Here is a 15343-nt window from a genome sequence, read left to right as displayed (position 1 = left end):
CCTCCCGACCATGACAGACGCCCCCGACCTGGAATCCCGCGCCGCCCCCGACGATCACCACGCGCTGCGCCTGTGGCTGCGCATGCTGACCTGCGCCAATCTCATCGAAGGCGAGATCCGCAGCCGGCTGCGCAACGAATTCGACACCACCCTGCCCCGTTTCGACCTGATGGCGCAATTGCAGCGCGCCCCCAAGGGCATGAAGATGGGCGAATTGTCGCGCCACATGATGGTCACCAACGGCAATATTACCGGTATCACCGACCAACTCGAAAAAGAAGGCCTGGTGGTGCGCACCAAGGTCGAGTCCGATCGCCGCAGTTCGCTCATCAAGCTGACGCCGCAGGGCAGGAAGAGCTTCGCCAGGATGGCCCGGGCGCACGAGTCGTGGGTCAAGTCCATGTTCGGCGAACTGCCCGAAGGCAGCCGCAACGCCCTGTTCCAGGCGCTTGGCGAACTGAAGCTGCAGGTCATCGCCACCCGCTCGGCCAACGCCAAGGACTGAGCGGGTCCGAGCCGCGCCCGGCGCCGCCCGCCGACCGACGGCGCACCAGCGTCGCCCGGACGCGGCGCCAGCCTCAAAAAACGGCAACGCTTTGGCGCATAATTGCCGCCATGATTCCGGTATCTCTCCCTGGCGGTAATTATTACGTGCTGATGGCGGTCTCGCTGGCCTGCCTGTCCACGCTGCTGACCTGGCTGGCCGTCCTGGCCACCAGCCGCGGCGCCCGCCTCTGGCTGGGCGACCATCGCCGCGGCGGCACGATCCTGATGGCGCTGCTGGCCCTGGTCGGCGGCATCTTTCCCTACCAGCAACTGGGCCAGTGGCTGGCCGCCCAGCGCGACGCGCGCCTGGGCGCCAGCCTGAACCTGGTGCTGGCCCAGCCCACCCGGCTGGCCGGCGTCGACATGCCGACCGGCACGGCGCTGCGGCTGGCCACGCCCGGCGACCCGGCCTCGTTCGACCGCGCCACCTTCCCGGACGGCCAGCCGGCGACCGTGCAGGGCGTGCGCGCCACCCGCCTGTTCCATTACCCGGCCACCAGCCGCCAGCCCGAGAGCCTGTCCGTCGAGATCGACCGCGACCAGGCCCTGGACGGCTGGCTCTGCGCCCACGGCCACCGGGTCGAATTCGTCATGCAGGGCGGCCAGCCGCGCTTTTCCAGCTGCCACCTGGCCATCGGCAACAGCTTGAACCAGCAGCCGGTTCCGCCCGGCGCCTGGCTCAAGGTCGACGAGGCGGCGCGCGGCAGCGCCCCCGATCCCGCCAGCCCCGCGCCCCGCTGGCTGCTGCGCGCCGAGGGCAGCGAACCGCTGACGGTGGCCGGCATGCCGCTATTGAAAGTCGACATGACGCTGGATGCCCAGCGCCGCCTGCTGGCGTTCGAGGGCCTGCTGGGCCGCGAAAGCGCGCTGGGCGGCATCACCTACCCCACCGGCACCCGCATGCTGACGGCCGGCCCGCGGGTGCCCGGCGTGCAGCCCGGCGACCTGCTGTTCTCGCCCTCGCGCGGGCGCTCGGCGCGCCAGGCCGACGGCAAGGAAATCGCGGCCGGCATGTCGGTGCTGCAGGCGCCGGACGGCCGCGTGCGCGCCATCCTGTCCAACCGCGAGGCCGGCGTGCTGGACGTGGCCGCCATGCGCACCGCCCCCTGACAGCCGGCTTTCGGGCGGCCGCGGCCGGCTGTCGCAAAGCAGTGGGATAATACGAAGCTTTCCCCCGCGCGCCGCCTTGCCCTGGCGGCGATTCCGTCCTGCTCATTCATGAGACGAAGTCATGGCCGTTAACCTGCAGATCCCCTCCGAGTCCGAAATTTTCCCTGTTGCCGGCGTTGAAATCGGCGTCACCGAGGCCGGCATCCGCAAAGCCAACCGACGCGACCTGACCGTATTCCGCCTGGCCGAAGGCAGCAGCGTGGCCGGCGTGTTCACCCGCAACCGCTTCTGCGCCGCCCCCGTGCAGGTCTGCCAGGCCCACCTGGCCGACGGCGGCCCGACCCGCGCGCTGGTCATCAACACCGGCAACGCCAACGCCGGCACCGGCGCCGAGGGCCTGAAGAAGGCCCAGGACACCTGCGCCGAACTCGGCCGCCTGCTGGGCGTGCCCGCCGCCCAGGTGCTGCCGTTCTCGACCGGCGTGATCCTGGAGCCGCTGCCGCTGGACCGCCTGTTCGCCGGCCTGCCGGGCGCCATCGCCAACCTGGGCGCCGACCATTGGTCCAGCGCCGCGCACGGCATCATGACCACCGACACGCTGCCCAAGATCTCGTCGCGCCGCGTCCAGATCGGCGGCAAGACCGTCACCTTCACCGGCATCAGCAAGGGCGCCGGCATGATCCGCCCCAACATGGCGACCATGCTGAGCTTCCTGGCCACCGACGCCGGCATCGCCCAGCCGCTCTTGCGCAAGCTGGCGGTCGAGATCGCCGACGCCTCGTTCAACCGCATCACCGTGGACGGCGACACCTCCACCAATGACTCGTTCATCATCGTCGCCACCGGCAAGTCGGGCGTCGAGGTCAATGCCGAATCCGACGCCGCCTACGCCGCCGTGCGCGAGGCCCTGACCGCCGCCGCGCTGGAACTGGCGCAGAAGATCGTGCGCGACGCCGAAGGCGCCACCAAGTTCATGACCATCCGCGTGGAAGAGGCCGGCAACACCGAGGAAGCCCTCAAGGTGGCCTACGCCGTGGCCCATTCGCCGCTGGTCAAGACCGCCTTCTTCGCCTCGGACCCCAACCTGGGCCGCATCCTGGCCGCCGTGGGCTATGCCGGCATCGACGACCTGGACGTGTCGAAGATCCGCCTGTGGCTCGACGACGTGCTGGTGGCCAAGGACGGCGGCCGCAACCCGGCCTACCAGGAGGCCGATGGCCAGCGCGTGATGAAGCAGGCCGAGATCACCGTGCGCATCGCGCTGGGCCGCGGCCAGGTCAGCGACACCGTCTACACCTGCGACTTCTCGCACGAGTACGTGTCGATCAACGCCGACTACCGTTCCTGATCAAGACCCGCCATCCGCCCGGCTGACCCCGGGCGCGAAGCGACGGCGTTCAGTTGCGCGCCGGGCCTCGCGGGATGGCGGCAGCAATGAAATCCAGTGGCTGCGCCTTACCCATCGCCGGTCACTGCCCCCGGGGAATCCGTGGCACCACCGCGGTCCCCGGCAGGTGACAACCGTTGAGCGGCGCGCGTCCCCACGACGCCTTGCGGCGGGATACGCGCCCTCTTCTTCCGACGATGCCCGCGAATGCGACGCGGGCCCGGTGCCGGGCCCGCCCGTTCGCTCTTCCAGGATCACACCGTGACCGCGACCGAATTCACCACCCTCATCCAGCGCGCCGAGCGCGTCCTGGCCCAGCTCGAAGCCTGGCTCCCGCCCGCTCCTCCCGACATCGACTGGAACGCCCACGCGTTCCGCTGGCGCAAGCGCGGTTCGCGCGGCTGGCTCGACGCCGTGCGCCACGTGGCCCGCATCGAACTCGAAGACCTGCAGCACATCGAGCGCCAGAAGGGCATCATCGACCGCAACACCGTGCAGTTCATCGAGAAGAAGCCCGCCAACAACGTGCTCATGACCGGCGCCCGCGGCACCGGCAAGAGCTCGCTGGTCAAGGCCATGCTGGCGGCCTACGGCGACCGCGGCCTGCGCCTGATCGAGGTCGACAAGTCCGACCTGGGCGACCTGGCCGACATCGTCGAACTGGTGGCCGCGCGCCCCGAGCGCTTCATCGTGTTCTGCGACGACCTGTCGTTCGAGGAAGGCGAGGCCGGCTACAAGGCGCTCAAGTCCGTGCTGGACGGCTCGGTGGCCGCCTCGGGCGACAACGTGCTGATCTACGCCACCTCCAACCGGCGCCACCTGATGCCGGAATACATGAGCGAGAACCTGCAGGCCAAGCACCAGCCCGACGGCGAGATCCACCCCGGCGAAACCGTCGAGGAGAAGATCTCGCTGTCCGAGCGCTTCGGCCTGTGGCTGTCGTTCTATCCCTTCAAGCAGGACGACTACCTCGACATCGTCTACCACTGGCTGCGCGAACTGGGCTGCCCGGAAGACCAGATCGAACCGTCCCGCACCGAGGCGCTGCAATGGACCATCGAGCGCGGTTCGCGCTCGGGACGCGTCGCCTATCAATTCGCCCGTGACTGGGCTGCCCGCCATGTCTGACAAAATCATCGATGTCGCCGCCGGCCTGATCCTGCGTCCGGACGGCATGCTGTTGCTGGGGCAACGCCCCGAAGGCAAGCCCTGGTCGGGCTGGTGGGAGCTGCCCGGCGGCAAGCTCGAACCCGGCGAGACCGTGCTGCAGGCGCTGGCGCGCGAGCTGCAGGAAGAGATCGGCATCCGCGTGACGCAATCTCGCCCGTGGGTGACCTACGTACACGCCTACCCGCACACCACGGTGCGCCTGGCGTTCTGCCACGTCACCGGCTGGGAAGGCGAGCCGCGCAGCCTGGAGAACCAGCGCCTGGAATGGGTCGACCCGGCCAACGCCGCGTCCGTCGGCGACCTGCTGCCCGCCACCCTGCCGCCGCTGCGCTGGCTGCAGCTGCCGACCGCCTATGGCATCAGTTCGATCGGCTCGCGCGCCGGCCTGTCGGCGTTCCTGGGCCGGCTGGACGCGGCGCTGGCGCGCGGCGTCAGGCTGGTGCAACTGCGTGAACCGCAGTGGCCCGACGGCCCGGCCTCGGCCTCGCTGCACGAGGCGCTGCAGCAGATCGTCAAGCGCTGCCGTGCCGACGGCGCCCGCGTGCTGGTCAACAGCGCCCATCCAGCCGCCTGGTGGCGCGAGGCCGACGGCGTGCACCTGCGCAGCGCCGACGCCGCAAGGCTGACCTCGCGCCCCGAATTGCGGGCAGGCGCCCTGGTCGGCGTCTCGGCGCACGACAACGCCCAGGTGGTGCATGCGCGCGAGCTGGGCGCGGACTTCGCCGTGCTCGGCCCGGTGCTGGACACGCCCTCTCACCCCGGCGCGCCGACGCTGGGCTGGGACGGCTTCGTCGCCGGCAACCGCGACGCCGGCATCCCGGTCTTCGCGCTCGGCGGGCAATCCACTCAGACCGTCTCGCAGGCCCTGCGCCACGGCGCGCACGGCATCGCCAGCATTCGCGGCCTGATCTGACGCGGACGGCGCAGGCAGGATCGCCGGTCCGCCGCCCTGCCCATGACCGGCGCGCCGCGCCGGTTTTTTACGTCCTAGGGAAACTCCCCCCTTGCCGCGAAAGGTGGCCAGGTCCTATCTTCGCTACTGATGTGACCACATGGTCACTTCGGATGGCCAGCTCGTCGAACGCGAGGCGGAGCAACGGGTTCAACATCCCGACGCCCGCTCGCTGGCGCCATCGCGCCGCCATCCCGCTTCATCGCTTTTGCTGCACCGTTTCTTTGTCGTCGATCCCACCACAAGGAAGTCCAGCATGCCCCAGCCCCTCCATCCCGATGGCCGCCCCAACCCGGTTCCGGCCGACGCCCAGCGTCGCGACTTCATCCTGCGCGGCGCCGCGGGCCTGGCCGGCGCGGCCGGGCTGGCGGCCGGCGGTTGGCCCCTGCGGGCGCTGGCACAGGCCGCCTCGCCGCTGACCTTCGCCTTCTGGCCCTGGGGCAGCGAGATCGTGCAACAGGGCGCCGCCCGCTTCACGCAGGAAAGCGGCGTGCCGGTGAATCTGTCGCCGATTCCCGGCGACTACGCCGCCGTGCTGGAAACCCAACTGGCCGCAAAGGCGCCGCTGGACATGTTCTATGCGCAGCGCGGCCAGGCCTCGCGCTGGTACGCGGCCGGCTGGATCCGCCCGATCGACGACATGCCCGGGCTGGCGGACATCCAGAAGCAGATGTTCCCCGGCATCGTCGAGGACGCCAAGGCCACCGACGGCCGCTACCTCGGCCTGACCTATTACAACGGCGGCCCCTACGCGCTGTTCCGCAACGAGAAGATGCTGGGCGAGGCGGGCTACGGCGGCACCGCCAACGCCGCCGACTACCCGCGGGACTGGGCCACGGTCGAAAAGCAGGCGCGCGAAATCAAGCAAAAAGGGTTGGCGCAGCACCCGATGCTGATGCCCTGGTACAACGCCTGGACCGGCCTGCCATGGGCCCTGATCGCGCAATGCTTCGCCGAGGGCGAGCGCTTCGTCGACGGCGAGCTGCGCGCGACCTTCGGACCCGACACGCCGCTGACCAAGGTGCTGAGCGACTGGAAGCGCTGGTGGGACGATGAACTGGTGCAGCGCGCCGTGCTGACGTGGTCGGGCACCGAGACCTCCAGCTCCTGGATGAAGGGCCAGCACGCCTTCCACCTGAACATCGATTACTACAGCTTCAACTACAACGATCCCGCCAAGAGCCAGATCGCCGAATACTCCAGCTACAACCCGGTGGTGCCGGGCGCCACCCACGACACCGTGCTGGTGGGGCATGCGCTGTTGTGCATGTCGACGCGCAAGCGCGGCGACGCCGAGCAGGCCGCGCTGTGGGAACTGGTGAAGTACTTCGGCTACCGCGACCGCGCCGGGCAACTGACCACGCACAAGAACTGGATCGCCAAGGCCAACCTGGAAGTGCCCTTTCCCGAGCTTTACCGCGATCCCGAAAGCCGCGCCGCCATCATGAAATGGATGTACCCGGCGCATCGGGAGCAGGTCTACCAATGGCTGTTCGAGGGGCGCGAGAAGGCCGTGGCCGCCAATATCCTGAAGGCCCCCTGGTACCAGGAATGGGATACCGGCATGCATGAGATGATCGCGCAGGACATGCTGATCAAGGGCACCCGCACGCCCGCGCAAGTGGCCACCGAGCTGCGCGCGCGCTGGGACGGCCTGTACAAGAAGTACGCCAAGATCCTCAAGCGGAGCTGATGACATGGCCAGCGTCTCCCTGCAAGGCATCGAGAAGTCATACACCCACTTCCAGGCGGTGCGCTCGCTCGACCTGGACATCCGCGACGGCGAGTTCGTGGTGCTGCTGGGGCCATCTGGCTGCGGCAAGACCACCACGCTGAACATGATCGCCGGCCTGGACACGCCCACCGGCGGCCAGATCCGCATCGACGACCGGCGCGTGGACCAGGTGCCGCCGCACCGGCGCAACGTGGCCATGGTGTTCCAGAGCATCGCGCTGTATCCGCACATGACGGTGCGCGAGAACATCGGCTTTCCGCTGCGCATGCAGAAGCTGCCGGCCGCCGAAGTGCGCGGCAAGGTCGAGCGGGCGGCCGCGCTGCTGCGGGTGGAATCGATGCTGGACCGCAAGCCCTACCAGCTGTCGGGCGGGCAGCGCCAGCGCGTGGCCATCGGCCGCGCGGTGGTGCGCGACCCCGACCTGTTCCTGTTCGACGAGCCGCTGTCCAGCCTGGACGCCAAGCTGCGCACCGACATGCGGGTCGAGCTCAAGCGCCTGCATCGCAGCCTGAACGCGACCTTCATCTACGTCACCCACGACCAGGTCGAGGCCATGACGCTGGCGGACCGCATCGCCGTCATGTCGGGCGGCAACCTGCTGCAGTTCGCCGATCCGGACACCATCTACCGTCGCCCCGCGACCATGGAAGTGGCGGACTTCATCGGCAACCCCGGCATGAACTTCCTGCGCGGCACGCTGGAAGCGCAAGACGGCGCGCCGGCGCTGCGCACCACGGGCGGCGCCTATCCGCTGCCCGCCGCGCTGGCGGCCGCCGCGCGCCGGCTGCCGGCGGGCAGCCAGGCGGCGATCGGCATCCGCCCCGAGGCCATGGCGCCGGCGCCGCTGGCCGGCGACGGCCTGCTGCTGCAAGGCCAGGTGTGGGCGGTGGAACCGGTCGGATCGGACCAGTTCGTCGACGTCATCACCGCCGGCGAGGACGGCCCGCGCCTGCGCGCCCGGCTGTCGCCGGAACGGCGCTACGAAGTCGGCGCGCCGATCGCGCTGGCGCTGCCGGCCGCCCGCCTGTACCTGTTCGACGCCGCCGGCCTGCGGGTCCATGGCGGCGAGGAGCCGCGCGCATGAGCGCCGCCAGCCTGCCACGCGCGTCCCTGCCGCTGCCCGCGCGCGGCGGCAAGGAGATGTCGGACCTGGGTTTCGCGATGACGGTGATCATCGCGGTATACGCGCTCAACACCCTCATCATCGGCGTCCCACTGGGCTATTCGTTCTGGCTCAGCCTGCACGACACCAACGCGATCCTGCGGACCCAGGAGTTCGTGGGCGCCGACCTGTATGCCGAGGTGCTGTCCGACAGCGCCGTCACCGACGCCATCTGGCGCAGCCTGGGCTTCGTGGCGATGTGCGTGGCCGGCTCGTTCGTGGCGGCGCTGGGCATCGCCCTGGTGCTGAACGAGGACATGCCGCTGCGCGGCCTGGTGCGCGGCCTGGCATTGCTGCCGTGGGCCATGTCGCAGGTGGTGACGGCGACGGTGTTCTCGTTCCTGCTCAACCCCAGCTTCGGCGCGCTCACGGGACTGCTGGCGCCGCTCGGGCTGGCCGGGCCGGGGACGGTGTGGCTGAGCAGCGACTGGGCCCTGTTCTGGGTGGCGCTGGCCTTCGTCTGGCACGTCGCGCCGCTGGGCAGCTTCTTCTACCTGGCGGCGCTGCAGACCATTCCGCGCGACCTGTACCGCGCCGCGCGGGTGGACGGCGCCGGTCCGCTGGCGCGCTTTCGCCACATCACGCTGCCGCACCTGAAGCACACCACGCTGATCGTGCTGGTGGTGATGACGGTGGAGGCCGTGCGCCAGTTCGACCTGCTGTTCTCGCTGACGCGCGGCGGGCCCGGCACGTCGACGCAGATCCTGCCGCTGCTGATCTTCCGCTACAACTTCGAGTTCTCGAAGTACGGCCTGGCCTCGGCCGCCGCGTTCCTGCTGACGGTGCTGTCGCTGCTGCTGGCCACCGCCTACTTCATGCTGATCCGCAAGAAGCGCCCGCAAGGAGGCAACCATGCGCAATGACGCGGCCCGCGTGGCCGGCGAAGGCTGGCGTCCCTGGCTGGTGGGCGCGGGCGTGGCCCTGGTGGCGTTCTGGTGCCTGTTCCCGCTGTACTGGACGCTGAAGGCCTCGTTCATGGACGAGTCGGCCATCATCATGGGCGTGGCGCACCATGCGGGCGGCTACACCTTCGAGAACTACCTGCGGGTGCTGGGCCTGTCCAGTTCCGATTCGATCTTCGGCGGCCAGACCCGCGCCATCATGGCCGGCTTCGTCAACAGCGCGCTGGTGGCGCTGCCGGCCGCGGCCGCCGGCACCGCCATCGCCACGCTGGCCGGCTACGTGCTGGGGCGCTTCGAGTTTCCGTTCAAGGGACCGCTGCTGTACGTGCTGCTGGCCTCGCGCACACTGCCGCCGATCGCGCTGCTGATTCCTTACTACGTGTTCTTCGCCGCCATCGGCCTGGCCGGCAGCCTGCTCGGGCTGTGGATCGTCTACCTGACCGCCGTGATCCCGCTGCTGTCGTGGGTGCTGATGGGCTATTTCGCCTCGCTGCCGGTCGAGATCGAACGGGCCGCGCGCATGGACGGCTGCACCCGCTGGCAGATGCTGCGGCACGTGACGCTGCCGATGGCGCTGCCGGGCATCGCGGCGGCCTTCATCATCGCCTTCCTGGTGGGCTGGAACGACCTGCTGTTCGCCATCGTGCTGACCGGCGGCACCTCGGCGCAGACGCTGTCGGCGGCGCTGCTGGGCCTGTCGCCGCTGATGCCGGGCTTTCGCGCCGACCTGGGGCTGTTCGCCGCCGCCAGCATGCTGGCCGCCCTGCCGCCGCTGGCGCTGGCCATGCTGTTCCAGCGCTTCATCACCAACCTGAACATCGTCGATCCCGTGACGAGCAACACGGACTAGGAACCAGGCATGACCATCGGCATCGCGGCTTACGGACCGAACGCCGGCGCGGCGGTACGCGCCGCCGCCCTGGGCGCCGAGCTGCTGGGGCACGGCGCCATCGGCGGCTTCGCCGTGTTCGCGGTGCTGGACGAGCAGGGCCGCGCGCGGCACGCGACCGTCCAGCGCGGCGGCGTGACCGCGCTGGACCTGCCGCCGGATTGGCTGCGGGCGCGCCATGCCGCCCTGATCGAAAGCGGCCCCGACCGCCCCGAACCGCTGGCGCAGTTCCTGCCCGGCGCCGACGGCGTCGGCCTGGTGACCGGCCACCGCCTGCCCAACCGCCCCGGCGCCGACGGCGTGCCGCTGAACCAGGCCGTGCTGCGGCGCCTGGCGGCGGGCGAGGCCGCGGGGGTCGCCGTGGCCGAAACGCTGCGGGCCCACCCGGAAGTCGACGCCGGCCTGATCGCGCTGTCCGCGTCGGGCCAACTGGCCTGGGGCAACACCGCCCGCGTGGCGCGCCGGCCCGACCAGGGACAGGCCTGGCGCGACGACGGCGCCTGCCGGCTGGCGGTCCTGCACAATTCGATCTTCCCCTGCCCGCCCCTGGCCGAGGCCATGGCCGATCTGGCCTGGCACCTGCTGACCGGCGGCGTCGGCGCCTACCGCGCGCTGAGCCTGCGCGCGCCCGTGGCCATCAGAGCCGGCCCGCGCGACCGGGTGCTGGTGGACGACCGCTTGCGCGTCACCGGCATCGAACAGGCCGATCCGTCGCTGCCGGCGACGCGGCGGCGCGCCAATGCCGTCTACCTGGGCAGCGAAGTCTGGCAAGATGGCAGGCATATCGGCCATACCGTCAGCGAACTGGTTGTGGACATGGCCGACGGTCGGGTGTCCGGTCTGCCGGACCCCGCCCGCTCCCTCCTCATCATGAAGGAACCGGCCAATGTCCCGACGTGAGAATACCGAGCGCCAGATACTGCAGGCCCTGGAAGACCAGATCAAGGAAACCGGCATGGGCGGCGTGGGCATCAACGCCATCGCCAAGCGCGCCGGCGTCAGCAAGGAACTGATCTACCGCTATTTCGACGGCATGCCCGGCCTGATGCTGGCCTGGATGCAGGAACAGGATTTCTGGACCCGCAACCCGGGTCTGCTGGCGGCCGACGAATCCAGCCAGCGCAGCCCCGGCGAACTGGTGCTGTCGATGCTGCGCGCGCAGATCGACGCGCTGGCCGGCAACGAGACGCTGCGCGAGGTGCGGCGCTGGGAACTGATCGAACGCAACGAGGTGTCCGCGCCGCTGGCCGAACGCCGCGAACGCGCCGCGCGCGGCTTCATCGACCGCGTCGACGGCCTGACCGACGACATGGACGCGCCCGCCGTGGTCAGCGTGATGCTGGCGGGCGTGCTGTACCTGATGCTGCGCGCCAAGACTGAAAGCCACTTCCTGGGCGTGCCGCTGCGCACGCAGGAAGGCTGGGACCGCATCAATGGCGCGCTCGAACACCTGGTCAAGCACGGTTTTCCCGACTCGCTCAACCAAGAATCCCTGGCCAACCTGGAAGCGCGCCGCAAGAAACCCCGGCCGCCCGCCGACACCGAGACCTGACACGCCCATGCCCGCGCAACCCGACCCGCAGGAATACGACCTCATCATCAGCGGCGGCCTGATCGCCGACGGCCTGGGCGGCCCCGCGCGCCGCGCCGACGTGGCGATCAACGGCGAACGCATCGCCGCCATCGGCGACGGCTCGGGCTGGCTGGCGCGGCGCCGCATCGACGCGAGCGGCCGGGTGGTGGCGCCGGGCTTCATCGACTGCCACACCCACGATGACCGCGCCCTGCTCGGCTCGCCGCTGATGCGGCCCAAGGTCAGCCAGGGCGTCACCACCGTGGTCACCGGCAACTGCGGCATCAGCCTGGCGCCGGTGCACGCGCCCGGCGATACGGTGCCGCCGCCATTGAACCTGCTGGCGCAGCACACCGGCGAACTGTACGCCCGCATGCAGGACTACGCCGCTGCCCTCGACGCCAGCCCGGCGGCGGTCAACAGCCTGGCGCTGGTGGGCCATTCCAGCCTGCGGGTGTCGGCCATGGAGCGCCTGGACCGGCCCGCCGACAAGCGCGAGATCGCCGCCATGCGCCATGCGCTGGACCAGGCCATGGCCGCCGGCGCGGCGGGCCTGTCCACCGGCCTGTACTACCCCACCGCGATGCACGCCAGCACCGAGGAGGTGATCGGGGTGGCCGAGCCGCTGTCGTCCTGGCAGGGCCTGTACACCACCCACCTGCGCGACGAGGCCGACCACGTCTGCGACGCCATGGAAGAAGCCTTCCTGATCGGCCGCGCCGCCGACGTGCCGGCGATCCTGTCGCACCACAAGGTCACCGGCAAGCACAACCACGGCCGCACCGCCGAAACGCTGGCGCTGTTCGATCGCGCCCGCGCCGACCAGCCGCTGGGCATGGACGTCTACCCCTACGCCGCCTCGTCCACCATCCTGGAGCCGCGCCGCGTGCCGGCCGGCGAAAAGATCATCGTCACCTGGTCGCAGACGCGGCCCGAGATCCAGGGCGTGGACCTGCGCGAACTGGCGGCGCGCGAGGGCAAGGATCCGCAGCGCCTGGCCGAGGAACTGTCGCCCGGCGGCGCCATCTACTTCTCGATGGACGAGGACGACGTCAAGCGCGTCATCGGCCATGGCAGCGTGATGATCGGTTCCGACGGCCTGCCCCACGACCAGCGGCCGCATCCGCGCCTGTGGGGCGCGTTCTCGCGGGTGTTGGGGCGCTACGTGCGCGAGATGCGGGTGCTGGGCATGGAAGAGGCGATCCGCCGCATGACCAGCCTGACGGCGGCCCAGTTCGGCCTGCGCGACCGCGGCGTGCTGCGCGCCGGCTGTTATGCCGACGTGGTGGTGTTCGACCCGGCCGTGGTGGCCGACCTGGCCACCTTCGCCGAACCGCTGCAACCGTCCGCCGGCATCCAGGCGGTGCTGGTCAACGGCCAATTGGTGGAAGAAGGCGGCGCGCCCACCGGCGCCCGGCCCGGCCGCCTGCTGCGCGGCGCGGAACGCGCCGCGCCCGGTTTCGAGACGCCCGCCTGGGCTGCCTGAACCCCGCCATCCGGCGTCGTCGGCGCACGCCGCCCCTTTTCCGGAGCATCATGCACACAATCGTCATCGGCGCGGGCGTGGTCGGCATGGCCACCGCCTACTACCTGCATCGCGAAGGCCATCGGGTCAGCGTGGTCGACGCCAGCCCGGGCCCGGGCCTGGCCACCAGCCGGGCCAACGGCGCCCAGCTCAGCTACAGCTTCGTCGCGCCGCTGGCCGACCCCGCCGTGCTGCCCAAGCTGCCGGCCTGGCTGCTGGGGCGCGACACGCCGCTGCGCTGGCGGCCGCGGCTGGATCCGGCGCAATGGCGCTGGTGCCTGGACTTCCTGCGCGCCTGCACCCGCGGCAAGAGCCGCGCCACCACGCGCGAACTGCTGGCGCTGGGCCTCTACAGCCGTCAGTGCGTGCACGAGCTGGTCGGCCGCGAGCGGCCCGATTTCGATTTCAGTTCGCGCGGCAAGCTGCTGGTGTACCAGGACGCCGCCGCCTATGGCCGCGCGCTGGCGCAGATGGACTACCAGGCCACGCTCGGTTGCGAGCAGCGCGCGCTGGACCGCCAGGCCTGCCTGGACCTGGAACCGGCGCTGGCCGACATCGGCGCCAGCATCGCCGGCGCCATCTACACGCCGACCGAGGATGCCGGCGACTGCCTGCGCCTGTGCACGGAACTGGAGCGGCTGCTGCGCGCCACGCCCGGCCCGGTGGACTTTCACTTCGACACGCCGGTCACGGCGCTGCGCGGCGAGAACGGCCGCATCGTCGCGCTGGACACGCCGCGGGGCGAGCTGCGGGCCGACAACTACGTGCTGGCCGGCGGCATCGGCGCCCAGGCGCTGGCGCGCCGCATCGGACTGGACCTGCGCATCTATCCGCTCAAGGGCTACAGCCTGACCTACACCCTGACGGCCGACAGCGTCGCGCCGATGTCGAGCATCAGCGATATCGGCCGCAAGGTCGTCTATGCGCGGCTGGGGCAGCGGCTGCGGGTCGCGGGCATGGTCGATATCGGCGCCGCCGATGCGGCCATCGACCGGCTGCGCACCGACAGCCTGGAGGCGGACGTGGCGCGCTTCTTCCCGCGCCTGAATCCCGCTGGCGCGCCGCAGCCCTGGGCCGGCCTGCGCCCCGCGCGTCCCGATGGCAAACCGCTGATCGGCGCCACGCCGTGGCGCAATCTGTGGCTGAACGCCGGGCATGGCGGCCTGGGTTTCACGCTGGCAGCGGGCAGCGCTCGGATGCTGGTGGACCTGATGCGCGGGCGCCGCCCCGCCGTCGATCCGGCGGCATTCGCGCTGGCCGCCTGAAGGCCCGTCCCGGCCTCGCACCGCCGGCGCTTCAGGCCGGCGCTTGCGGAAGATCGCGGCCGGCCTGGCCGCCTCAGTCCGCCTTGATGCCGCGGCTCTGGATCAGCTTGCCCCACTTGTCACGCTCCTTCACCTCGAAGGCCGCCAGATCCGCGCCGAACAGGTTGCCCGGGGTGGCGCCGCCTTGCGCCAGCGACTGCTTCAGGGCCGGCGATTGCAGCGCCTGCTTCATCGCCGCGATCAGCTTGTCGACCACCGGCGCCGGCGTGCCGCGCGGCGCATACAGGCCCGACCATGCGGTGACTTCGAAACCGGGCAGGCCGGCTTCGGCCATGGTGGGCAGGGCGGGCGCGGCGGGGCTGCGCTCGGCCGACGTGACCGCGATGCCCCGCAGGCGGTCACCGGCCTTGAGCGCGGCCATCGAGCTGGGCAGGTTGTCCATCAGGATGTCGACCTGGCCGCCGATCACCGCGGGGATCGCCGCCGACGAGCCCTTGAACGGCACGTGCAGCATCTGCAGACCCGCCATCGATTCGAAGTAGGCGCCCGTCAGGTGCACCGACGAACCGATGCCCGGCGAGGCGTAGGAATACTTGCCCGGGTCTTTCTTCACCGCGGCCATGACATCCTGCAACGTGCGCCACGGCGAGCCGGCCGCGACCGCCATCACGTTGGGCGTGGACGCGATCATGCCCAGCGGCACCAGGTCGGTGGCGGGATTGAAGCCGATGTTGCTGTAGAGGAACTGGTTGACGCTCTGGGTGCCGACCGAACCCAGCACGATGGTGTAGCCGTCCGGCTGGGCGCGGGCCGCGGCGGCCACGCCCAGGTTGCCGGCGGCGCCCGGCTTGTTCTCGACCACGATGGACTGGCCCAGCGCCGGCCGCATGTGCTCGGCGATGGTGCGCGCGAAGATATCGGTGGTGCCGCCGGGCGGGAACGGCACGATCAGCGTAATGGGCCGCTGCGGCCACGTTGCCGCGGCCGCCGGCGCGGCCATGCCTGCCGCCATCGCGATCACGCCGGCGCACGCCGCGGCGGCGCCGGTCCCTGCACGAAACAACCTGCCCATCCTCTTTCCCCTTCGTGTGAAGTGTTCGATTGATCAAACGGAATCGGGTGCATCG

14 protein-coding genes are annotated in these 15343 nt (G+C 70.6%); 13 read left to right on the top strand and 1 reads right to left on the bottom strand.

Going from position 1 to position 15343, the window contains the following annotated elements:
* Nucleotides 1-10: 10 nt before the first annotated feature.
* The 13 genes from AC6CR5_RS23065 (at nucleotide 11) to AC6CR5_RS23005 (ending at nucleotide 14216) form a co-directional block, all read left to right on the top strand.
* Complete coding sequence (locus AC6CR5_RS23065) at nucleotides 11-505, top strand: MarR family winged helix-turn-helix transcriptional regulator (RefSeq protein ID WP_006388545.1); 495 nt, start codon at nucleotides 11-13, stop codon at nucleotides 503-505.
* A gap of 110 nt (nucleotides 506-615) precedes the next feature.
* Nucleotides 616-1656, top strand: a complete 1041-nt coding sequence (locus AC6CR5_RS23060; RefSeq protein ID WP_053498939.1) for a hypothetical protein — start codon at nucleotides 616-618, stop codon at nucleotides 1654-1656.
* A 121-nt stretch (nucleotides 1657-1777) separates the two neighbouring features.
* Nucleotides 1778-3004: a bifunctional glutamate N-acetyltransferase/amino-acid acetyltransferase ArgJ gene (argJ, locus tag AC6CR5_RS23055; protein ID WP_498084996.1), complete on the top strand. Its 1227-nt coding sequence runs from the start codon at nucleotides 1778-1780 to the stop codon at nucleotides 3002-3004.
* A 300-nt stretch (nucleotides 3005-3304) separates the two neighbouring features.
* Nucleotides 3305-4171, top strand: coding sequence for an ATP-binding protein (locus AC6CR5_RS23050; RefSeq protein WP_020925316.1), 867 nt, complete (start codon nucleotides 3305-3307; stop codon nucleotides 4169-4171).
* Nucleotides 4164-5126: a Nudix family hydrolase gene (locus tag AC6CR5_RS23045; RefSeq protein ID WP_498084995.1), complete on the top strand. Its 963-nt coding sequence runs from the start codon at nucleotides 4164-4166 to the stop codon at nucleotides 5124-5126. Before AC6CR5_RS23050 ends, AC6CR5_RS23045 begins: the two co-directional genes overlap by 8 nt.
* A gap of 295 nt (nucleotides 5127-5421) precedes the next feature.
* Nucleotides 5422-6858 (top strand): ABC transporter substrate-binding protein, encoded by a 1437-nt coding sequence (locus AC6CR5_RS23040; RefSeq protein ID WP_054473513.1) that lies wholly within the window; start codon nucleotides 5422-5424, stop codon nucleotides 6856-6858.
* Nucleotides 6859-6862: 4 nt separating this feature from the next.
* Nucleotides 6863-7984 carry an ABC transporter ATP-binding protein gene (locus AC6CR5_RS23035; protein ID WP_173010723.1) on the top strand — a complete coding sequence of 374 codons (1122 nt, stop codon included), beginning with the start codon at nucleotides 6863-6865 and terminating at the stop codon, nucleotides 7982-7984.
* On the top strand, nucleotides 7981-8925 hold the full coding sequence (locus AC6CR5_RS23030) for a carbohydrate ABC transporter permease (RefSeq protein ID WP_462794013.1): 945 nt from the start codon (nucleotides 7981-7983) through the stop codon (nucleotides 8923-8925). Before AC6CR5_RS23035 ends, AC6CR5_RS23030 begins: the two co-directional genes overlap by 4 nt.
* Nucleotides 8915-9814, top strand: coding sequence for a carbohydrate ABC transporter permease (locus tag AC6CR5_RS23025; RefSeq protein WP_054473506.1), 900 nt, complete (start codon nucleotides 8915-8917; stop codon nucleotides 9812-9814). Before AC6CR5_RS23030 ends, AC6CR5_RS23025 begins: the two co-directional genes overlap by 11 nt.
* A 9-nt stretch (nucleotides 9815-9823) precedes the next feature.
* Nucleotides 9824-10753, top strand: coding sequence for a DUF6963 family protein (locus tag AC6CR5_RS23020; protein WP_498084994.1), 930 nt, complete (start codon nucleotides 9824-9826; stop codon nucleotides 10751-10753).
* Nucleotides 10740-11405, top strand: a complete 666-nt coding sequence (locus AC6CR5_RS23015; protein WP_024067639.1) for a TetR/AcrR family transcriptional regulator — start codon at nucleotides 10740-10742, stop codon at nucleotides 11403-11405. Before AC6CR5_RS23020 ends, AC6CR5_RS23015 begins: the two co-directional genes overlap by 14 nt.
* 7 nt (nucleotides 11406-11412) lie before the next feature.
* Complete coding sequence (locus AC6CR5_RS23010; protein ID WP_498084993.1) at nucleotides 11413-12912, top strand: N-acyl-D-amino-acid deacylase family protein; 1500 nt, start codon at nucleotides 11413-11415, stop codon at nucleotides 12910-12912.
* A gap of 50 nt (nucleotides 12913-12962) precedes the next feature.
* Nucleotides 12963-14216, top strand: coding sequence for a D-amino acid dehydrogenase (locus AC6CR5_RS23005; RefSeq protein WP_024067637.1), 1254 nt, complete (start codon nucleotides 12963-12965; stop codon nucleotides 14214-14216).
* 73 nt (nucleotides 14217-14289) lie between these two features.
* Here the strand turns inward: AC6CR5_RS23005 and AC6CR5_RS23000 are convergent, their stop codons facing one another.
* Complete coding sequence (locus AC6CR5_RS23000) at nucleotides 14290-15288, bottom strand: Bug family tripartite tricarboxylate transporter substrate binding protein (protein WP_024067636.1); 999 nt, start codon at nucleotides 15286-15288, stop codon at nucleotides 14290-14292.
* Nucleotides 15289-15343: the final 55 nt, after the last annotated feature.

The sequence above is a fragment of the Achromobacter sp. EG18 genome, assembly GCF_059759395.1.
Note: the sequence above shows the minus strand (reverse complement) of the source record. Positions and strands in the feature narration are given on the sequence as shown.